Annotated in this window: 20 protein-coding genes; 9 read left to right on the top strand and 11 right to left on the bottom strand. The window is 69.3% G+C overall.

Translation table 11 applies throughout. The features are described 5' to 3' along the window. Positions 1-181 precede the first annotated feature (181 nt). Together ACZ1DY_RS28480 and sigJ are read left to right on the top strand one after the other, a co-directional pair. Positions 182-1000, top strand: coding sequence for a DNA ligase-like domain-containing protein (locus ACZ1DY_RS28480; protein WP_465481448.1), 819 nt, complete (start codon positions 182-184; stop codon positions 998-1000). An 84-nt stretch (positions 1001-1084) separates the two neighbouring features. After that, entirely contained in the window at positions 1085-2005 is a 921-nt protein-coding gene (sigJ, locus tag ACZ1DY_RS28485) for an RNA polymerase sigma factor SigJ (RefSeq protein WP_257485652.1), read from the top strand. Positions 2006-2008: 3 nt separating this feature from the next. On the opposite strand, the gene ACZ1DY_RS28490 is transcribed toward sigJ, so the two are convergent. From ACZ1DY_RS28490 to ACZ1DY_RS28520, 7 genes are all read right to left on the bottom strand, one after another. Then, the gene (locus ACZ1DY_RS28490; RefSeq protein ID WP_465481449.1) at positions 2009-2443 is read right to left on the bottom strand and encodes an ester cyclase; all 435 of its coding nucleotides are present in this window, start codon (positions 2441-2443) and stop codon (positions 2009-2011) included. Next, positions 2440-2910, bottom strand: a complete 471-nt coding sequence (locus ACZ1DY_RS28495) for a carboxymuconolactone decarboxylase family protein (protein ID WP_257485651.1) — start codon at positions 2908-2910, stop codon at positions 2440-2442. Before ACZ1DY_RS28495 ends, ACZ1DY_RS28490 begins: the two co-directional genes overlap by 4 nt. 133 nt (positions 2911-3043) lie before the next feature. Next, the gene (locus ACZ1DY_RS28500) at positions 3044-4480 is read right to left on the bottom strand and encodes an MFS transporter (protein WP_465481450.1); all 1437 of its coding nucleotides are present in this window, start codon (positions 4478-4480) and stop codon (positions 3044-3046) included. 114 nt (positions 4481-4594) lie between these two features. Beyond that, positions 4595-5893, bottom strand: a complete 1299-nt coding sequence (locus ACZ1DY_RS28505; RefSeq protein ID WP_465481451.1) for an MFS transporter — start codon at positions 5891-5893, stop codon at positions 4595-4597. A 5-nt stretch (positions 5894-5898) separates the two neighbouring features. Next, the gene (gene dgoD / locus ACZ1DY_RS28510; RefSeq protein ID WP_465481452.1) at positions 5899-7047 is read right to left on the bottom strand and encodes a galactonate dehydratase; all 1149 of its coding nucleotides are present in this window, start codon (positions 7045-7047) and stop codon (positions 5899-5901) included. Between the two features lie 11 nt (positions 7048-7058). Further along, complete coding sequence (locus ACZ1DY_RS28515) at positions 7059-7655, bottom strand: 2-dehydro-3-deoxy-6-phosphogalactonate aldolase (RefSeq protein WP_465481453.1); 597 nt, start codon at positions 7653-7655, stop codon at positions 7059-7061. Beyond that, positions 7652-8632, bottom strand: coding sequence for a 2-dehydro-3-deoxygalactonokinase (locus tag ACZ1DY_RS28520; protein WP_465481454.1), 981 nt, complete (start codon positions 8630-8632; stop codon positions 7652-7654). Before ACZ1DY_RS28520 ends, ACZ1DY_RS28515 begins: the two co-directional genes overlap by 4 nt. 55 nt (positions 8633-8687) lie before the next feature. Here ACZ1DY_RS28520 and ACZ1DY_RS28525 point away from each other — a divergent pair, with 55 nt between their 5' ends. Next, positions 8688-9449 (top strand): IclR family transcriptional regulator, encoded by a 762-nt coding sequence (locus tag ACZ1DY_RS28525; protein WP_465481455.1) that lies wholly within the window; start codon positions 8688-8690, stop codon positions 9447-9449. A gap of 5 nt (positions 9450-9454) precedes the next feature. Here ACZ1DY_RS28525 and ACZ1DY_RS28530 read toward each other — a convergent pair whose 3' ends face one another. Further along, positions 9455-10618: a TetR/AcrR family transcriptional regulator gene (locus ACZ1DY_RS28530; RefSeq protein WP_465481456.1), complete on the bottom strand. Its 1164-nt coding sequence runs from the start codon at positions 10616-10618 to the stop codon at positions 9455-9457. Positions 10619-10814: 196 nt separating this feature from the next. Here ACZ1DY_RS28530 and ACZ1DY_RS28535 point away from each other — a divergent pair, with 196 nt between their 5' ends. From ACZ1DY_RS28535 to ACZ1DY_RS28545, 3 genes are all read left to right on the top strand, one after another. Then, positions 10815-12359: an AMP-binding protein gene (locus tag ACZ1DY_RS28535; RefSeq protein WP_465481457.1), complete on the top strand. Its 1545-nt coding sequence runs from the start codon at positions 10815-10817 to the stop codon at positions 12357-12359. 43 nt (positions 12360-12402) lie between these two features. After that, entirely contained in the window at positions 12403-13593 is a 1191-nt protein-coding gene (locus ACZ1DY_RS28540; RefSeq protein ID WP_257485642.1) for an oxygenase MpaB family protein, read from the top strand. A 360-nt stretch (positions 13594-13953) separates the two neighbouring features. After that, positions 13954-14814, top strand: a complete 861-nt coding sequence (locus ACZ1DY_RS28545; RefSeq protein ID WP_257485641.1) for a dienelactone hydrolase family protein — start codon at positions 13954-13956, stop codon at positions 14812-14814. Positions 14815-14850: 36 nt separating this feature from the next. Here the strand turns inward: ACZ1DY_RS28545 and ACZ1DY_RS28550 are convergent, their stop codons facing one another. Beyond that, a complete protein-coding gene (locus ACZ1DY_RS28550) occupies positions 14851-17130 on the bottom strand; it encodes an ATP-binding protein (RefSeq protein ID WP_465481458.1) in 2280 nt (759 codons plus the stop codon). A 130-nt stretch (positions 17131-17260) separates the two neighbouring features. Between ACZ1DY_RS28550 and ACZ1DY_RS28555 the strand changes: the two genes are divergently transcribed. Beyond that, positions 17261-17770 carry a hypothetical protein gene (locus ACZ1DY_RS28555; RefSeq protein WP_465481459.1) on the top strand — a complete coding sequence of 170 codons (510 nt, stop codon included), beginning with the start codon at positions 17261-17263 and terminating at the stop codon, positions 17768-17770. Here ACZ1DY_RS28555 and ACZ1DY_RS28560 read toward each other — a convergent pair. Beyond that, on the bottom strand, positions 17767-18231 hold the full coding sequence (locus ACZ1DY_RS28560; RefSeq protein ID WP_257485639.1) for a cupin domain-containing protein: 465 nt from the start codon (positions 18229-18231) through the stop codon (positions 17767-17769). The two genes, ACZ1DY_RS28555 and ACZ1DY_RS28560, sit on opposite strands and share 4 nt — an antisense overlap. Before the next feature lie 78 nt (positions 18232-18309). On the opposite strand from ACZ1DY_RS28560, the gene ACZ1DY_RS28565 reads away from it, so the two are divergent. Together ACZ1DY_RS28565 and ACZ1DY_RS28570 are read left to right on the top strand one after the other, a co-directional pair. Continuing rightward, entirely contained in the window at positions 18310-18759 is a 450-nt protein-coding gene (locus ACZ1DY_RS28565) for a MarR family winged helix-turn-helix transcriptional regulator (protein WP_257485638.1), read from the top strand. 51 nt (positions 18760-18810) lie between these two features. Continuing rightward, positions 18811-19428: a carbonic anhydrase gene (locus tag ACZ1DY_RS28570; RefSeq protein ID WP_465481460.1), complete on the top strand. Its 618-nt coding sequence runs from the start codon at positions 18811-18813 to the stop codon at positions 19426-19428. Here ACZ1DY_RS28570 and chrA read toward each other — a convergent pair. Beyond that, the gene (gene chrA, locus ACZ1DY_RS28575; RefSeq protein WP_465481461.1) at positions 19425-20597 is read right to left on the bottom strand and encodes a chromate efflux transporter; all 1173 of its coding nucleotides are present in this window, start codon (positions 20595-20597) and stop codon (positions 19425-19427) included. The two genes, ACZ1DY_RS28570 and chrA, sit on opposite strands and share 4 nt — an antisense overlap. Positions 20598-20618 lie beyond the last annotated feature (21 nt).

Below are 20618 nucleotides of genomic sequence, written 5' to 3' on the forward strand. Positions count from 1 at the left end.
CCACACCCCGACACGGTTGGTCACCTCGCAGTCGACCGAGAAGCTGGCGGCGGCCTGTGGCATTGGAACGTCCTCCTGAGCCGCGGAGGGTCGATGCACGAGATCGATCAGGCCGCTGACCTGCACATTATTTTCTGTTATGCCAATTGACACAAGGTCCCCTGATCGATACGGTTCGACCGTGGAGCAGGCACGAGGACGGGGCAGGCCGCGCAAAGACCCCGCGGCGCCGGCCCGATGGACGCCTCCCGAAGGTTGGTCACGGCTGGTCGCCTGGATCTCCCCACAGGAGAAGAAGGCGCTGAAGCACGTGGCCGTCGAAGCCGACGTTTCCGTGGCAGAGCTGATACGGGCGCTCGCCGGCGGCCTTGCCGTCGGCGCCATCACTCCTGAGGAACTCATCGGGCACGTCGTGAAAGGGAAGACCGTCATGGAAAAGATCCCCACGCTTTTCGAGCGCGATGAGCGCTTCCACGTCGTCGACAAGCCTCGCGCCGAATGCGCATGGGTGTTCGACGGTGCCGGGGTGGGAACCGAAAAACTCGACGGCACCAACGTCCGGCTGACCGTGCGAGCAGGGCAGCTGGTCCGGGTCGAGAAGCGCCGCAACCCGAGCAAGGCACAGAAGCAGCAGGGCATCGTGGACGGCTGGTACGTGGACACCGACAGCGGCTCCGCCGAGGACAAGTGGATCCTCGCGGCGGCCGGGAACACCGACGTGTCCGGATGGCCGGACGGGGAGCATCCGAGCGAGGCGCTCGGACCTCGCATCCAGGGCAATCCCCTTGGACTGGAAGAACACCGATGCGTCCCGTTCGACTTCCAAGCGCCGGCCGTCCCCGAAGTGCCGCGCAGTTACCACGAACTCAGGGATTTCCTCGCCACGCTGGACAGCCGGTTCTCTCCCGGGCATGTGGCCGAGGGCATCGTCTTCCATCATCCGGACGGCCGCCGGGCCAAGATCAAGCGCAAGGATTTCCCCCGCTCCGCTACGGCATAGCCCACTGCCGGCAGTGACCTCACAACCGGCGGTCGTGTCTCGTCGTACCCGGGACAACGCACGAGACCCAGGGGGCGACTTCCCATGACCGAACGCACGCAAGACCCGCTCGACCCGGCGTTGAAGGCGATAGTGAGTGAGCGGCGTCAGCTGATCGGCCTCGCGTATCGCCTGGTCGGTTCGCTTTCCGAGGCCGAGGACGTGGTTCAGGAGACCTACACCCGCTGGTACGCCTTGTCCCCGGCACAGCGGGAAGCGATCGACTCCCCCGGCGCCTGGCTGACCACCGTCGCCGGCCGCATCTGCCTGGACCTCCTCGGTTCGGCCCGCAAGCGGCGGGAACGCTACGTCGGGGAGTGGCTCCCCGAGCCGGTGCCGGGACATGTCGAGTGGACGACCCTGCGCCCGCCCACCGACGATCCGGCCGACCGGGTCACCCTCGACGAGTCGATCAACATGGCGTTTCTCGTCGTGCTCGAATCACTGACCCCGGCCGAGCGGGTCGCGTTCGTCCTGCACGACGTCTTCCGCTACCCCTTCGCCGAGGTCGCGGCGATCGTCGGCCGTAGCCCGGCCGCCTGCCGTCAGCTGGCGACCTCCGCACGCCGCCGCATCCGCGCGTCGCGGCTCGTGCCCGCGCCGGTCGCCCGGCAGGCGGACCTCGTCAAGGAGTTCAAGAAGGCGTGGGAGGCCAAGGACATCGAAGCCCTCATCGGTCTCCTCGATCCGGACGTCAAGGCGGCCAGTGACGGCGGAGGTGTCGTCAGGGCCGCGCTGCACCCGTTCGAGGGGCGCGAGGCGGTCGCGTCCTATCTCCTCACGGTGGCGCACCTGACCTCCGGCCTCGACCTGGTGGAGCGGGAGGTCAACGGACTGCCCGGCCTCGTGCTCCAGCAGGCCGGGCGGACCGTCGCCGTGTTCGCGTTCCACGTCGCCGACGACCGCATCCAGCGGATCTGGGGGATGCGGAATCCGGAGAAACTCCGGCCGTGGGCCGACGCCTGACCGCTACGCCGCGAGGGCGCCGAGTTGCCGGAGCTGGGTGAGGACGTCGACGACGCCCCAGATCTCGGCGACCCGCCCTCCGGCGAAGCGGAGGATGAAGATCTCGCTGTAGGAAACCGGTTTCCCGGTGGCGGGCATTCCCCGGTATTCGCCCCCATGGGTGCCGGTGACGGTGTTGCGGCAGACGATCTTGTCGCCGACGGCGAGCACGTCCTCGGCCGTGACCCGCAGGTCGGGGAACGCGCGAAGCAGCACCGTCCACACCTGTTTCAGTGCCTGCGCTCCCGTCGTCTCCATCGGCACCGGCGCGTGGAACACCACGTCCGGCGCGACGACCTCGTCGATCATCTTCTCGATGACGTCGTAGCTGCCACTGTTGGTCGCGTCGTGGAAGCGATCGAACGCCGCCCGGTTGCGGGCTGTCTCGGCGGCGGTCATGCGAACTGCCCGACCCGGTAGTCGCCGCCGGGGTTCTGGATGATGCCGTTCATCCGGTTGAAGGCGTTGATCAGCGAGATCACTCCGACCAGCGCGGCGAGCTGGTCTTCGTCGAAGTGTTTGGCGGCGTTCGACCACGCCTCATCGGTGACGCCGCCGCCGTCGGCCATCCGGCAGGCCTGTTCGGTCACCTCCAGCGCGGCACGCTCGGCCTCGGTGAAGCAGTTCGCCTCCCGCCACACGGCGACCAGGTTGATCCGCACGTCCGTTTCGCCCGCGGCGGCCGCTTCCTTGGTGTGGATGTCCAGGCACACCGCGCAGCCGTTGATCTGGCTCGCGCGCATCCGTACCAGTTCCTGGATCGTGAGCGACAGCGGCGAGTCGACCAGCCCCTTGTTCGCCGAGACGAGAGCCTTCACGAACTTTCCGCCGACCTTGTTGCCGAAGTAGTCGAGCCTGGCGTTCATCGCGATCTCCTTGCGTTGGTGGATGTTCCTGTCCAACCGACGAGGCAGCCGCGCGGAATGTGAGGCCGGGCCCGAAAACACGTGTGGAGGGCGGACCTGGAACGGTCTCACCCTCCACACGGGATACAGCCGGTCATCGCACGACCGCCGGGTCACCTCCGGTGACTTCGCTCGGCGCGCTCCGGGGGAAGCGCAGGGTGGCCATGGCCAGGAAGCCACCGGCGACCGCGATTCCCGCGGCCCCGAGGAACGCGGCCGAGTATCCGCCGGTCAGCGCGACCGGGTCCCCGATCCGCCCCGCGCCGAACGACACGCCGACCGCGGTCATCGCGGCGAGGCCGAGCGCCGAACCGATCTGGTACGAGGTGTTCACGATCCCCGACGCCAGCCCACCTTCCTCCGGCTTCGCGCTGGAAATCGCCGTGCCGAGCGACGGGATGAACGCCAGCGCCTGGCCCAGAGCCGCGACCAGCGACGCGGGCAGGACGTCGACCAGGAAATTGCCCGTCGGGCTGACGAACGACAGCCACACCAGACCCGTGGCGAGTGCCCACAGACCACCGATGATCATCTTCTTCGGCCCGAACCGGCCGATCAGCCGGGGCGCGACCGCGACCATCAGCACGACGATCAGCACCGTCATCGGCAGCAGCGCCGCACCGCTGGCGAAGGCCCCGTATCCCAGCACCTGCTGCAGGTACAGGTTGAGGAAGTACCACATCGGGATCCACGCCGCGCCGAGCAGGAACTGCGCGAGGTTCGCGCCGCCGAGGTTCGGTGTCCGGAAGATCCCCAGCCGTACCAACGGAACCTCACGCCTGCGCTGGATCAGCACGAACACCGCGAGCAGGGCGACCCCGCCCACCAGCGCGCCCCACGTGCCCGCCGAGTCCCAGCCCGCTTCCGGAGCCCGGACGACGCCGAACACGGTCAGCCCGAGGCCCGCGGTCGCCGCGATGGCACCGGCGATGTCGACCGAACCACGCCGTGCGGGCGCGGACGGCATCAGCCTGCCGGTCGCCAGCACCGCGATGAGCGAAATCGGGACGTAGAGCCAGAAGATCCACGGCCACGACAGCCATTCGGTGATCACACCGCCGAGGAACACCCCGGCGGTACCACCCGCCGGGGCGGCCGCGCCGTAGAGCGCGAGCGCCTTGGTCAGCTCACGAGGACGCGCGCCGAACAGCATCATCAGCAGGGTCAGCGCGGACGGCGCGATCAGCGCCGCTCCCGCGCCTTGCAGTACCCGGCCGAGCAATTCGACCCACGCGGTACCCGCGACCGCGGCGACCACGGAACCGCCGAGGGTGACGACCCAGCCGGCGGTGAACATCTTCCGCGCGCCGAACAGGTCCGAGAGACGTCCACCGAGCAGCAGGAGCCCGGCCAACGCGATGACGTAGGCGTTGAACACCCACGACAGGTCCCCCGGGGAGAACCCGAGGTCCTGCTGCATGACGGGTAGTGCGACGCCGATGATCGAGGTGTCCATGATGACCATGAACTGGGCCAGCGCGATGAGTCCCAGCGCCCACCACCGTCGTGGGTCCGGGGTTGTCTCCGCCATGACGACCGTCCTTTCGAGAAGTTGATACCCCCATGGGGTACCTGACGGAGACGAAGTTATGCCTGGGTCCACACTCGGCGCAAGTACCCCAAGGGGGTATCTATGTAGCGCTGGTCACAGCCGCTCCGCGACGCGCTCGACCTTGCCGACCGGGAGGACGTAGGACAGGATCCCGGCGATCGTGATCACGGTCATGTAGGCGAACCCGGGCGCGAAGCTGTCGTCGGTGACGATCAGGCCGATGACGATCGGGGTCGCGATCGACGACAGGTTCCCGATGAAGTTGAACATCCCGCCGGTCAGCCCGAGCAGCCGTCGCGGGGCCAGCGCCGAGACCAGCGACCAGGTGATCGACGCGAGCCCGTTGCCGAAGAAGGCGATCGACAGGATGACGATGACCAGCGTCGTCGAGTCGGTGAAGCCCGCGGCGACCATCACGGTGCTCAGCAGCAGGCCCGCGATGATCGGCCCCTTCCTCGCCACCCCGAGCGAAGCACCACGGCGCACCAGGAAATCCGACAGGACACCGGAAGCCAGCACACCGACCAGCGCCGCGATGAACGGCAGCGACGCCAGGAAACCGGACTTGATGTAGTCCATTTCCCGGTATTCGACGAGATACGTGGGGAACCAGGTGAGGAAGAACCAAAGCGTCGAGGTCAGGCAGAACTGTCCGAAGTAGATTCCCCACAGCTTCCGGCTGCTCAGCACCGTCGCCAGATCCGCTCGGGTGATCCGCGCCCGCTCCGGCCGTTCACGCGGTAGATCCACCAGGCCGCCGCCGGTGCGGATCAGCTCGACCTCGGCCTCGTTGGCCCGCGAGTCGCGCGGCTCCCGGTACTTCGCGTACCAGAGCACCGCCCAGAGGATGCCGACCAGGCCCGTGGCGATGAACACCCAGTGCCACGAAAGCACGGTTTGCAACCAGGACAGCACAGGGGTCAGCAGCGCCAGCCCGATGAACTGGCCCGAGGTGTAGAAACCGATGGCCGTGGCGCGTTCGCGTTCCGGGAACCAGACGGTCGCGATCTTGCTGTTGATCGGATAGGCGGGCGCCTCGAAGACACCGACCATCAGCCGCAACGCGATCAGCGCCACGAATCCGCCGATGATCCCCATGAAGAACGTCGCGAGCGACCACAGGATCAGGCACGCCGGATAGAGCAGCCGCGGCGGGATCTTGTCGACCAGCCAGCCACCGGGCAGCTGCAACGCGGCGTAGGTCCAGCCGAAGGCCGACAACAGCAGGCCCTGTTCCGCTTTGGTCAGCTCGAGTTCGCCGGCGATCGCGGGCATCGCGATCGACAGGTTCGAGCGGTCGAGGTAGTTGATGACGACGGTGACGAACAACATCACCGCGATGAGCACCCGGAACCGGGTCGGGCGCACAGTGGTCTGGACGGAAGTCGTCATCGCGCTCACCATTCCGCGAACGAGCCGTCGGTGTGCCGCCACACCGGATTCCGCCAGCGATGTCCCTCGGCCGCGCGTTCGGTGACGTACTCCTCGTTGATCTCGATGCCCAGCCCCGGCCCGCGGGGGATGGCGACCTGTCCCTCGTCGTAGGCGAACACCGACGGCTCCGCCAGATAATCCAGGAGATCGTTGCTCGTGTTGTAGTGGATGCCGAGGCTCTGTTCCTGGATCGTGGCGTTGTAGCAGCCCGCGTCGATCTGCAGGCACGCCGCCAGCGCGATCGGGCCGAGCGGGCAGTGCAGGGCCAGGCCGACGTCGTAGGCCTCCGCCATGTGCGCGATCTTGCGTGCTTCGGTGATGCCGCCGCAGTGCGAAGGGTCCGGCTGGATGATGTCGACGGCGCCCGAGGCCAGCACCGCCTTGAAATCCCACCTCGAGTACAGCCGCTCGCCGAGCGCGATCGGGATCGGCGAGTTGCGCAGGACGTCGGCGAACCCGTCGACGTGCTCGGACAGCACCGGCTCCTCGACGAACATCAACCGGTACGGCTCCAGTTCACGCAGCAGGACCTTGGCCATCGGCTTGTGCACGCGGCCGTGGAAGTCCACCCCGATGCCGATGTCCGGGCCCACCGCCTGGCGCACCGCGTCCACATTGGCCACACAGCGGTCGACCTTGTCCCAGGTGTCCAGATAGGACAGTTCCTCGGTGCCGTTCATCTTCACCGCGCTGAATCCGCGATCGACCACCTCACGCGCGGCGCGGGCGGTCTCGGCGGGGCGGTCTCCGCCGATCCACGAGTACACCTTGATCCGGTCGCGCACCCGGCCGCCGAGCAGTTCGTGGACCGGGACGCCGAGCGCCTTGCCCTTGATGTCCCACAGCGCCTGGTCGATCCCGGCCAGCGCGCTCATGTGGATACCACCGCCACGATAGAACCCGCCGCGGTAGAGCACCGTCCACAGATCCTCGATCCGCGAAGGATCCTTGCCGATCAGGTGGTCGGAAAGCTCCTCCACGGTGGCGGCCACCGAAGCGGCCCGGCCCTCCAGGACCGGTTCACCCCAGCCGGTGACGCCCTCGTCGGTTTCGATCTTCAGGAACGACCAGCGCGGCGGCACCTGATATGTCGTCATTGACACGATCTTCATGGGTCTCTTCCTTAGTCCTGGTGCCAAATCCTGGAAAATTCGCGGGCACGGGCGCCGACCGCGTCCGCGTCGTCACCCGGCCGGTAGAGGCAGGAACCCAGCCCCGCCCCGGCCGCCCCGGCGGCGGCCCAGTCCGCCAGGTTCGCTTCGTCGACGCCGCCGACCGGCAGCAGCCCGATTTCGCGTGGCAGCACGGCGCGCCACGCCTTCATGCCCCCGATCCCGACCGCGCCGGCGGGGAACAGCTTGAGATTCCGCGCTCCCGCGGCCACCGCGGCGAAGGCCTCGGTGGGCGTGGCCACGCCGGGATACGGCGTCATCCCCTCGGCCACGGCGGCGGAGATCACCGCGGGATCGGTGTTGGGCGCCACGATCATCCGCGCCCCGGCCGCCCGCGCCCGGCCGACGTCTTCGGTGGTGAGCACGGTGCCCGCGCCGATCTCGCACCATTCGCCGAACGCGTCGGCGAGCAGGCGGACGCTCTCGAACGGCTCGGGCGAGTTCAGTGGCACCTCGATGGCGGGGAAGCCCGCGTCGACGAGCGCCCGGCCGATGCCGACGACCTCGGCCGGGGTCACTCCGCGCAGGATCGCGATCAAACCGGTCACGGCTTCAGTGTCCTTTCGAGACGGTCTTCGAGCAGTCCGGCGGCCGTCGCGATACGCCACAACCCCCGGACGGTGATCTCCTCGGAGAGCACGGTGGCCTCCACTCCCCTTCCGGCGAGTGCGGCGGCATAACGACGGCAGAGTTCGCTCGCTCCACAAAGGACGACGTGTGTGTCCGACGCGTGCAGCAGATGCGAAACCTCGTCGGCGATCAGGACGCCGGAGAGGTAGTCGGGCAACGACTCCGGCTCCAGTACGCCGTCGAGCACGAGCGGCCGGGCGCCGAACGCCTCGGTGGCGAGTCCTCGCGAACGCCGTCCCGCGGCCAGTCCCCGCGAGAAGGCCGCGTCGTCGGCGACCGGATCGGCGGCCGTGCGGGCGAGAATGCCGTGTGCGGTCAGCAATCCGTACAGTTCGCCGGTCATCGCGGTGGTGAAGCCGGTGACGATCCCGTTCTCGACGCGGACCCATTTGCTGTGCGTGCCGGGGAGCACCACGGTGAGCGGTCCGCCGGGGTGCCCGAGCGTCTCGAGCGCGCCGACGAGTTGCGTTTCCTCGCCGCGGATCACGTCGCCCGGGTCTTCACCGGACGGGATCCGCAGCCCCGGCACGAGATGGAGCACGCCGTCGCGATGGGAAACCGGGACGAGCGAAGGGAAATCGAGCGGCGCCGGGACGGTGCGATAGCCGGAGTCGATCCAGCCCTGCGCGCTGCCCACCATCCCGGAGGCGAGCGCGGGAAGCCCGGGATACGCAGTCAGCCAGTCACCGCAGGCCTGCCGGAAGGCCGACTCGTAGGCGGCCGCCCTCGCTCGCGGGTCCCGGAGGTCCACGTCCTCGGTCGTGGTGAGCAGTCCGCGCCCGGCGTCGCGGGAGGCCAGGATCCCGCCGTCCCTGCCGAGCAGCCAGGCGCGCTGACCGGAGGTCCCCCAGTCGAGCGCGATCAAGGCGGGTTCAGTGTCCGTCACGAGCGACATCGTGCGGTCGCGTTCCCGATAATGCGATCGCCGTCCCTATATGTAGGATCCAGCCATGTCCGACACGGCACCGCCCGGCACCCAGACCCTCGCCCGCGGCCTCGCGGTGATCCGCGCGGTCGCGAACGGCGCGACCGACCTCCGCGCCCTGGTCGACCACACCGGCCTGGGCCGCAGCACCGCGCACCGGCTGGTCCAGCTGCTGGTCGGCGAGGGCTATCTGCGCAGCGGACGGGACGGCTACACACTCGGGCCGACCTTGATCGAGCTGGGTTTCCAAGCCCTGCACGGAAGTCCGCTGCCGGTGGTCGCCCGGCCGGTGCTGGAGGAGCTGGCGGAGCAGTTGCGGGACACCGTGCATCTGGCCGTCCGCGACGGGGATTCCTTGCTGTACCTGGACAAGCTGCCGGGTTCACGGGGCGCGGAGATGCGCTCCCGTATCGGGCACCGGATGCCGTTGACCCGCACCGGGGTCGGCATGGCGCTGCTGCTGGACTCCGCGCCGGAGTGGCGGGAGCTGTATCTGGCCGAGACACCGGCGGAACCCGGCCGGGTGCGCCCGGAGGACGTCGACGCCTTCCTGGCGCGGATGCGCGAGTACGCGGAGTCCGGGGTGGCGATGGACCTGGAGGACAACGAACCGGGGATCCGCTGTGTCGCGGCGCCGATCCGGGACGCCACCGGCGCGATCGCCGGCGCCATCAGCGTTTCGGCGACCCGGCCGTACATGCCCGCCGCCCGCATGCGCGGCCTGAACCGCGTCGTCGGCCGCGCGGCGCGACAGGTCTCCGCCGGGCTCGGCCACCGCGAACCCTAGGTCCGTCAGATGCCCAAAGCGCCCACGAGCAGCGCGCTCACCGCGTCACGGTTGGCGGGGACGTCCTCCCAGCGCAACCTCCGGCCCGCCTCGACCACCACCCCGAAACCCGCGTGCACGAGCACCCTCGCCTGACGCTGGCCGAGTTCCGGCCTGGCCGACCGTAATTCCCTTTCCCAGACGGCGATGTGCTCGCGCTGCGCGCTGACCAAGGGCCGCTGCAGAGCGGCCGGGAGGCCCGCCAGTTCCGCGTTGGCGACGCTCGTGAGCGCGGTGTGCTCGAAGCTGTACGCCACATACGTCCGCGCCAGTGCGAGCAGGGCTTGGCCCGGGTCGCCGACACCGCGAAGGTTCTGTTCCACCGCCTGGGCCAGAATCCCCGCGGCCTGCAGGCAGGCGGCGGCGAGGATGTCGGCCTTACCAGGGAAATACCGGTAGAGCGCGGACGGCACCAGCCCCACGGCCTCGGCGATCCGGCCGTTCGTGACGTTGGCGAACCCGTCCTGTTCGAACAGCGGGATGGCGGCCGCGATGATCTCCGAACGCCGGGTACGCGACTCCGGGCTGGACGGCAGCTCGACGGCGTGTGCGCTCCCGCCACCCGTCGCCGGGTCGGTCGCGGCCACCCGCAGCGCCGACTCCACCAGCACCTCTTCGACCCGGCGCTGGGCGATCGACGTGCGGTGCATCGTGATGGACCCGATCACGCCGAGCGCCGCCACGGCCCGCAGGCCCGCGTCGGGGAGCGGGTACTCCCGCTGCACCGCGTCGGCCACCCGGTCCACGACCTGACCGAATTTCAGCGCGAGCGAATGCCGGTCGTCACGGTCGAGATACCGGGATTCCCAGCGGTACAGGCCGCTCGACGCCCGATGGGTGACCGTGCCCCGCGTGACGGCGGCGAGGACCTCCGCCAGCGGCGCGCCGGGCGCGACCTCGTCGAGGGTGGCGACGAGCCGGTCGGCCATGATGTTCGCGCACGCGGCGAACAGCGCGTACTTGTTCGGGAAGTGCCGGTACAGGGCCGCCGCGGTGATGCCGACGTCGGCGGCGATCTCCTCCATCGACGCCGCGTGGTAGCCGTGTTCGCTGAAGATCCGGCCGGCCGCGTCGACGATCGTCTGCTTGCGGTTGCGGGGCCGGACGGCCGCGGTCGAGTCGGCGCTCATCGCGGGTGCCGAGCGGCTGCGGACGGGAACTGGGCCATGCGGGGAAGTCAACCACGAACCGGATCACCGGCACGGGAACTGACCGGCGAAGACCGGGCCCTGATGTGATTCCCGATTAACTTATGGGTTCTCAACCGGCACTTTGGCATGCATACTGGCTTCGCGACCAGTCCCGTTCCGACACCTGAGGATGGCCATGTCGACCGCTTCGGCTCCCGCCTCGTCCTTCCGGCACCACTGGATGGCGCACGCGGCGACCCACGCGATGATGCGTCCGGACAAGCCCGCCCTGCGGTACCTCGGGGAGACGACCACCTGGGCAGAGCTTTCCGAGCGGTCCTTGCGGTTGGCCGCCGGGCTCGCCGCGCACGGGGTCGCCGAAGGCCATCGGGTGGCCACGCTGACCTTGAACCACCCGTGGTTCGTGGAAACCGTGTTCGCGGCGAACAGCCTGGGCGCCATGGCCGTCCCGCTCAGCTTCCGGCTCGCGCCGGCGGAGCTCGACTACATCCTCGCCGACTGCACACCGTCCGCCATCGTCGTCGACGAGCGGCTGCTGCCCCTGCTCGACGCCGCGCCGAACGCCGCGTCGATCGGGACGGTGCTCGTGCTCGGGGAGTCGTACGAGGAATTCCTGACCGCGCACGAGCCGCTGGAGCTGCCGGACGTCAGCGAAGAGTCGACCGCGCTGATCATGTACACCTCGGGCACCACCGGCAGACCGAAAGGGGTGATGCTGTCCCATCGCAACCTGCAGATGCAGGCGATCACCTGCATCCGGGCGATGAAGATCTTCGACAACACCGACGTCGCCTTCCTGACCGCGCCCTTCTTCCACATCGCGGGCCTGGGTTCGATCGTGGCGAACTTCCTGGTCGGCGGCGTGGTCGTGATCCATCCACTGGGCGCCTTCGATCCGCGCGCGGTGCTCGACGCCTACGAGCGCGAAGGCGCCACCGTGGTATTCAACGTCCCCCAGCAATGGGACCTGATCTGCGCTCAGCCGGACATCGCCGACCGCGACCTGAAACTGCGGATCATCAGCTGGGGCGCGGCTCCCGCGTCCAGGACGACACTCCTCGCCATGGCCGAGAAGTTCCCCGGTGCTCTCAACGTGGCCGTGTTCGGCCAGACCGAGACCTCCCCGATCACCTGCGTCCTCAGCGGCGAGGACTCGATGCGCAAACTCGGCTCCGTCGGCAAACCGATCCCGACCCTTCAATACCGCGTCGTGGACGACGACATGAACGACGTCGCACCGGGCGAGGTCGGCGAGATCGTCTATCGCGGCCCGACGGTGACCAAGGGGTACTGGAAGAAACCTCGGGAGACCGCGGAAGCCTTCGCCGGTGGCTGGTTCCACTCCGGCGATCTGGTCTCCCAGGACGAAGACGGCTTCATCTGGGTGGTCGACCGCAAGAAGGACATGATCATCAGCGGTGGCGAGAACATCTACTGCGCCGAACTGGAGAACGCGATCTCCGCGCATCCGTCGGTGGTGGAGGTCGCCGTGATCGGCAGGCCCGACGAGCGCTGGGGCCAGGTGCCGGTCGCGTTCGTCACCACTCCGCCCGACGGCGGACCGTCCTTGGCGGAACTGGCCGAATTCCTCGAAGGCAGGCTCGCGTCCTTCAAGCTGCCCAAGGATCTCGTGGTCGTCGCCGAACTCCCGCGCAACGCGGGCGGGAAGGTGGTCAAGGGTTCCCTCCGCGACCTGGACGAGAAACGCGTACGTCACTAGCGAATCACTCATCGGATGCCTACCAAGGAAGTTAGGTCAGTAAATGAGCGATCTCAGCAGGAGGAACGTCCTGTCCCTCGGTGTCGCCTTGGGGCTGGTCGGCGCGGCGAGCGTCGCACCGGCCTGGGGTGCGACGCGATCCGGTTCGGCCGCCGACCCGTGGTGGGTCTGGGACGACGAAATCGACCGCATCATGGCGAGGATCCTCGAGGCGGGCCAGGTTCCGGCGGTCAACACCGCGCTGAAACCCTGGGTGGACAACAACGATCCGCTGCCCGGCGGCCTGCCCGCCGATCTCGCCGGCTACCTCCAGGGCGTCCACAAGCTGCCGTCCTGGGCCGACCCCGCGAAACTGCGCCGCGCGGCCGATTTCAACCGGCGCAAGGACACCTATCTGTTCATGTTGTACGGGCTCGGCAGCGGCATCATGAGCACCGTCATCCCACGTGAGGCCAAATCGGTCTACTGGTCCGCGGGCGGGGCCGACATGCAGGACCGCGCGGCCAAGACGTTCACCTTCGGCTACGACCTGAGCGATCTGAACGCTTTCGAACCCGGCGGCCAGTTCGTGGTCACCGCCAACAAGACCAGGCTCGTGCACGCCGCGGTGCGGCATCTGCTGCCGCAGTCGGCGCATTGGAAGGCCGTCGCGGACGAGCGGATCCCGATCAGCAACGGCGACATCCTGGTCACCTTCCACAGCCTCGGCACCTACGTGCACCGGAAGCTGCGCGAGTGGAAGGTCCCGATGTCGGCCGCCGACGAAGAGGCCTTCCTCCACATGTGGCAGGTCGCCATCCACCTGCTCGGCGTCCGGGAGGAGTTCATCCCGAAGACGTGGGCCGCCGCGCACGCACAGTCGGCGCAGGTGCTCACCCCGATCCTTTCCCCATCGCACGAAGGGAAGGAGCTCGCCGAAGACCTGCTCGGGCTGACCGCGCAGATCGATCTGGGCGTCACCCGCGGATTCCTCAACGAATTCGTACGCTACGTGCTGAGCGACGCGATCGGCGACTGGCTCGGACTGCGCCGCGACTACGCGTCCGCGGCCCTCATCCGCACCGCGTGGCCCGCCTACATCGCCTTCCGCGAGGGGCTGATCCCCGTCATGCCCGCCGGCTTCTACATGTTCGACCAGCTGGTGCGCGCGCTGGCGATGCTGTTCCTCAACAAGGGCACCTCGCCGACGACCACCCCCATCACGATCCCGACCGGGAACCGGCCGGGGGCCTGAGCGGTGGTCGGAGGGGCTTCCCCAAGGTGACGTGATGCGAAAGCCACTTTCGCAACGTTGAAGGTTGCGAAAGTGGCTTTCGCAACGCCTCCGCGCCAGACCGCTCGGCCGAGGCACGTGGCGCCACGAACGCGTGTCGCGAAAGCCACTTTCGGGACATCAGACGTCGCGAAAGTGGCTTTCGCGACACGCCGCCTCCGGCAACCAGGACGGATCTCACCATTCACGACCGCGGAATCCACCGCCACATGACAATTTTCCGCGTCTCAGTAGTTTCCACGACGCGCGTTTCCCCGGAATCCCGCTATATCTGGGAATCCGTTCCGGCCTCGGAACGGTTCTTCCGAGAGGACATGCGCAATGAAGCGTGGATCAACGTGGGGCGCCGCGGTTCTCAGTGCGGTGACCGCACTTCTCGTGGCGGCGGTACCGGCCGCCGCCGAAGAGAGTCCGTATGCCCGCGGCCCGGCGCCGACGAAAGCCAGTATCGAAGCGGATCGCGGTACGTTCCAGACCGCCACCGAGAAAGTCCCCGCCGGACAAGGTTTCGGCGGCGGGACGATCCACTACCCGACCGCCACCGGCCAGGGTACGTTCGGCGCGATCGCGATCGCGCCCGGCTTCCTGGAGTCGGAGGCGGCGATCGCCTGGTACGGCCCGCGGCTGGCGTCCCAGGGTTTCGTCGTCATCACGTTCTCGACCAACAGCCTCTGGGACACCCCGGACAGGCGCTCCGACCAGCTGCTCGCGGCGCTGCGTTACGTCACCGATTCGAGCCAGGCCAAGAGCCGGGTCGACCCGAACAGGCTGGCCGTCATGGGGCATTCGATGGGTGGCGGCGGGGCGCTGATCGCGTCCCAGAAGGCGCCCACGCTGAAGGCGGCGATCCCGCTGACGGGCTGGAATCCGAACACGACGTTCTCCGACCTGAAGGTCCCCACCTTCGTCGTCAGTGCCCAGAACGACTTCATCGCCCCGGACGGCTCCCATTCCCGGCCGTTCTACCAAAGCCTTCCCGCGTCGCTGGACAAGGCGTACATGCTGCTGGCCGGGGCCGGCCACATGGCGCCCACGAACCCGAACGTGACCATCGCGAAGTACAGCCTTTCGTGGCTCAAACGCTTCGTGGACCAGGACACCAGGTACGAGCAGTTCCTGTGCCCGCTTCCGGCGAACGACCCGAAGATCGCCGTGTACCAGGGAACCTGCCCGATCGACTGACGCCGGGCGTCCCGCGGCCGCTGTGCTCCCAGGAGGTCACAGCGGCCGCTGCTCGACCCAGACGGCCAGCTGGGTCCGGTTCACGAAGTCGAGCTTGTGCGAGATGTGCTGCAGATGCGTCTCCACCGTGCGCCGGGCGATGACCAGCCTCGCCGCGATCTCCCGGTTGCTCAGCCCGGCCGCGACCAGCCGCGCGATCTCCGATTCGCGGGGCGTCAGCGGCGCGAGCACGGCCTGCTCGCCGACGGGCTCGGACGGCGGGCCGCTCAGGGCGTCGTGCGGGTTCCGCCGCCGTCCCTCGGCGAACGCGGCGTCGAACCGCGCCGCTCCCAAGGCGTCCCGGGTGGCCTTGTGGAACATCCGGTGGGTCATCGTGACGGCCACGTCGGGTTCGGCGCTGCAGCGGTCCCACAGCGTGGCGGCGGTTCCGAACAGTTCCGCCGCACGGACCCAGTCCTCCCGCCGCGCGGCCACCCAGGCGAGGCTGTCCACCCGATAGGCCACAGACAGCACATCGGAGGCGCGGAGGTCGATCTCCAGCGCGGCACGGATCCAGCGTTCCCCCTCGTCGAGATCTCCGCCGAAACAGACCTCCGCGACCCCCAGCCCGAACAGGGCCATGGAGCGATACCGGTACTCCCCCGCTTCTTCGCACAGCCGACGCATCGAGCCCAGCAGCTCCCGCGCTCCAGGGAGATCCCCTCGGTAGGCGAGAGCGACCCCCTGGATGAACATCGGGTGCATCTGCCGCCGTACGTCGCCTCGCTCACCGAACAGCCGCACCGCCTCCGCCGCGCGGATCATGGTGTTCGGCTCGATCGACAGCATCCTCACGAAGGCACTCGCATGCGCGATGTAGGGAGCCGCGTCTTCGTCCCCAAGGGCCTCGGCGGCGGCCAACCGCCGCCGGGCAAGCGGAAGATCCGCGTGCAGCGCGGCGCACAGGGCCGCGATCGCCAGCCCCCTCGCCCGTCCCGGGGTCTCCGGCGGCGCCGCGTCGAGCGCGCGATCGATCCAGTCCCGCAGTTCCCAGGCCGCGCCGCGGGCCACCCAGTATTCGATCGTGCCGGTGGCCATCTCCAGCGCCACCCGGCTTTCACCGGGGGTTCGAAGCGACCACGACAACGCTTCGCGGATGTCGGCGTGGGCGGCCGTCAGGCGCTCGTAGGCCTCGTCCTGCCCCGGCCCGAACCAGGCTTCGGCGGCCTGGGCGATGAGCCGGGCGTAGTGGTCACGGTGCTTCCTCGCCACGGCGAGCTCGTCTCCCGAAGCGGCGAGCCGCCGTCCGCCGTATTCGCGGAGGAGCCGGAGCATCCGGTAGTGGACCCTGTCCGTGCCGTCGATCCGGGCCAGCACCGATTTGTCGACCAGACCGTCCACCGCGTCCAGTACGGCCAGGGAGTCCAAACCGCCCTCCTCGGCACAGACGGCCTCGACGCCCGCCAGGTCGAACTGCCCCGCGAACACCGAACAGCGCGCCCAGACGATCCGCTCGGTCTCGGTGCAGAGGGAGTGGCTCCAGTCGATCGTGGCGCGCAGCGTCCGATGCCGCTCGACGGGCATCCGGAGGCCGCTCGCCAGCACCCCCGAGTTCTGCTCGACCCGATCGGCGATCTGCGACGGCGACAAGGCGCGGATCCGGGCCGCCGCCAGTTCGATCGCCAGCGGCAGTCCGTCGAGGCCACGGCAGAGGCGGACGACGTCCGCGACGTTGCCTTCGGTGACCTCGAACGCGGGCAGGACGTTGGCGGCGCGCTCCGCGAACAGCCGTACCGCGCCGAAGGTGAGCGCCGCTTCGGGTGTGGCGAGCTCGTCCCGGGGCACGGCCAGGGGCGGGATCGTCAGGACCTGCTCACCGGCGAGCCCCAGGGAGCAGCGGCTGGTGGCGAGGACCACGAGCTCCCGGCATTCCCGCAGCAACGCCGTCACCAGCTCCACGCTGCCGTCGCGGAGATGCTCGCAGTTGTCCAGCAGCAGCAACGACCGCCGCGGACGCAGATACGCGACGACGGCGTCCAGGTCGGTGCGCCCCGCCGTGTCGTGCAGGCCGAGGCTGTCGGCGACCGCACGCGGGACGAGCCGTTCGTCCCGCAGTTCCCCCAGCCCGGCGACCGCGACGCCGCCGGGGAACTCCCGGGTGAGCGAACTGGCCACCTGGGCCGCCAGGCGGGTCTTGCCCACCCCGCCGGCGCCGGTCAAGGTCACCAGACGTCCCGCGCCGAGCAGCCGCCGGACCTCGTTCTCCTCGTCCGCACGGCCGACGTAAGTCGTCAGGGGCCGCCGCCGGATGTCCCGGACGTCACTGTCGCTCGTCATGCCTCATCACCCGCCGAACCGTCGATCGCCTATCGAAGCATGCCCTGCCGGGGTGACGTGGGCTGTTCGCACCACAGCCGGGCCCGCGCCGCATAATGCCCCGGACCGGAGAGACACGTGGGGGCACTCGATGACCGACCAGCTCACCGCCGCGAGGGAACAGGTCGAACGCACCCTCGGCCCGAAGGTCGCGAAACGACTCGCCAAATTCGACGACGGGACCCTGTACGTGTCGGCCGGCGGGTGGGCCGAGTTCCTGGCCTGGCTGGTGGATTTCGCCGTCTACGTCCTGGGCACGGCGATCGGTTTCGTCGTGTTCGCGGTCGCCACCCGGAACAGGGTGATCCCCGACAGCGCGGCGCTGCTGACGCTGCTCGGCCTGCTGATCGGTGTCCCGGTGCTCTATGGCCTGTTCTTCGGCGACGGCCGCGTGCTCGGCGCCGCGTTCACCGGGACCCGGCTCGTCCGGATCAAGGACGGCGGGCGGATCGGCGCGGCGGCCTGCTGGGCCATGGTCGTGCGCACCCTGCTGTTCCCCCTCCTGCTCGCGGCGATGGTGCTCACCGGATCGGGCGGCGTCGGGTCGGTCAGGAGGGTCAGCATCGACGAAGAGGCGACGCGGCGGCTCCGTATCGGCTAGGCCGTGTCCCACTCCGGCGCGTCGACGAAGTGGACGTCGTACCGCTCGTGCAGCCGCTCGACTTCCTCCGGCGCGACGTTCCCGCGCAGGATCTCGGGCAGGACGCGGAAATAGCCGAACCGGTCGACGCCAGGCGCCAGCGTGATGAGGACGTCCGCGGCCCGGTCCGGCGGCGCGGCGAACGCGTGCCGCACGCCCGGCGGGATCACCACGTATCCCCCTCGCTCGACCGTGACCGTTTCCGTGCCCACCAGCATGCGCAGCGCCCCTTCCAGCACGTAGAAGGCCTCCGCGGATTTCTCGTGGTAGTGCGGTTTCGTGCCGGGTTCCCCGGCTCGGAGCGACAACCGGTTGGCGCCGAGAAACCCGCCCGTGTGCTCGCCGTCGGCCAGCAACCACAACGCGGGCTTCTCGATGACTTCCGCGTCCTTCTCCTGCATCACCCAGGCTTCGTTCGCCATCTCGTTCCCATCTAGTTGAAGTCTTCAACCAAAGCTAGCCCGAAGTGGTTGAAGCCGTCAACTGTTACGGTGTGCGCCGTGACCGACTGGCTCGACCCGGAACAGCAGCGCGACTGGCGTGCGTTCATCGAAGGCTCCGTGCGCTTCATCGACCTGCTCGACCGGCGGCTGCGCGAGGAGCACGGCCTTTCGCTGGCCGAGTTCGAACTCCTGGTGCGGCTGTCCGAAGCCACCGGCCGGTCGATGCGCATGGCGGACCTGGCGAAATCGGCGTACTACTCGCGCAGCCGGCTGTCGCACCGCGTCGGCGGGCTGGAAAGCCGGGGCCTGGTCCAGCGGGAATCGACCGCCGACGACGGCCGTGGTGTGCGGGCGCGGCTCACCGACAAGGGGTACGAGACCCTGCTGCGCGCGGCGCCGGACAACCTCCGCACGGTTCGCGACCACTTCGTGGACGTGATCGCGCCCGAAGACCTCCAGGCCGTCGGCCGCGCCATGCGCGCCGTCTCCGCGCGGCTCGATCTGTGACGTGCGTCCGGTGAGCTGCCCGTCATACCGCCACCCGGTAATGTCCCGATCATGAGCGACGCGCCGCCGACCCCTTCCGAGGCCTTCGACCTTCTGCTCTCCGGTAACCGGCGGTTCGTCGCCGGAACCCCGGAACACCCGAACCAGGACGCGGTACGCCGCACCGAAACCGCTCCCGAACAGAGCCCTTTCGCCGTCCTCTTCGGCTGTTCCGACTCGCGACTGGCCGCCGAGATCATCTTCGACCGCGGACTCGGCGACCTGTTCGTCGTCCGCACCGCCGGCCACGTCGCCGGTTCGGAGGTGCTGGGCAGCATCGAGTACGCCGTCAGCATCCTCAAGGCTCCCTTGGTCGTCGTCCTCGGCCACGACTCCTGTGGCGCCGTCGCCGCGACCCGCGCGGCGCTGACCGGCGGACTCGGCACCAACAGCTTCGTCCGCGACGTCATCGAGCGGGTCACCCCGAGTGTGCTCGCCGCCCAGGCCGCCGGGCTCACCGAGAACGACGACATCATCGACGAGCACATCCGCCACACTGTCGACCTCCTCGTCGACCGCTCCAGGCTGCTCGCCGACAAGATCGAGGCAGGCGAGACCGCCGTCGCCGGGCTGTCGTACCACCTGGCCGACGGCAACGCGCGGGTCGTCACCACCCGCGGGCTGGGCTAACTCGGCAGGAGCGCCCCCGCCAGCGCGAAAACGGTTCCGGCACCCGCCGCGACCAGGATCGTGGTCACCACTCCGCGCCGTAACACGAACAGCAGGACCCCGGCACCGGCGAGTACGGCGTACTGCCATGCCTGGGTCAGGCTGAGCGCGAGCGGGACCGCCGAGCCGAGGATGGCCCCGACGGCGGCCGGGCCTGCGCCGTCGAGGAACGCCCGCACGTTCGGGTTGCCGCGGAGCCGGTCGAAATGCTTGGCACCGAAGAGAATGAAGAGAAACGACGGGGCGAAGGCGACCAGCGAGGCGAGGAGGCCGCCGGCGAGCCCCGCCGCCGCGTAGCCGACGACGGCGACGGTCTGCACGACCGGCCCCGGGGTGACCTGGCCGAGCGCGACCGCGTTGAGGAACTCCCCCGCGGTCATCCAGCCGTAGGTGTTCACCGCGTCGTCCTGCATGAGCGGGATGATCACGAAACCGCCGCCGTAGGACAGCATCCCGACCTTGAGCGCCACCCACGCCACCGACGCGAACACCCCGGCACCCGCGGCCGCGGCGGCCAAGGATTGGACGGGGACGGCGAACAGCGCGGCGGTGGACTCGCCGCGGCGTGCGCGGTTCACGGTCAGCTCGATCAGGCCGCAGCCCAGCAGGACGAGCACCAGCCACGGACCGAGGAAGGCGGCCGACGCGACACCCGCGACGACGTACAGCGCCCAGCGCACGCGCCCCGTGGTGGCCGCGCGCCGCCACCCCGCCGGGATCAGGCCGACGCCCGCGTGCACCGCGACGGCGGCGACCGCCGCACCCGCTCCCGCTCCGGCGCCGCGGACCCATGCCGGCGGCGAACCGGTGAGGAACAGCGCGGCCAGCGCCAAGATCACGACGAGGCCGGGCACGATGAACGCCGCGCCGCCGACCAGCGCCCCCGCGCGGCCGCGCACCCGCCACGCGGTGAAGATCGCCAGCTGGGTCGACGCCGGGCCGGGCAGCAGGTTGCAGGCGGCGATCGCGTCCTCGAACTCCTGATCCGACAGCCAGCCCCGGCGCTGCACGCACAACTTGCGCAGCAGGGCGATATGCGTCGGCGGGCCACCGAAACCGATGCAGCCGATCCGGCCCCATTCCAGGAGGACGGTTCCCAGACCGGCGTCCTGAGTGGACTTGTGCGGCATCGCGGGCTCCTGTTCGCCGTG

The organism is Amycolatopsis sp. PSD-21, from assembly GCF_055561455.1.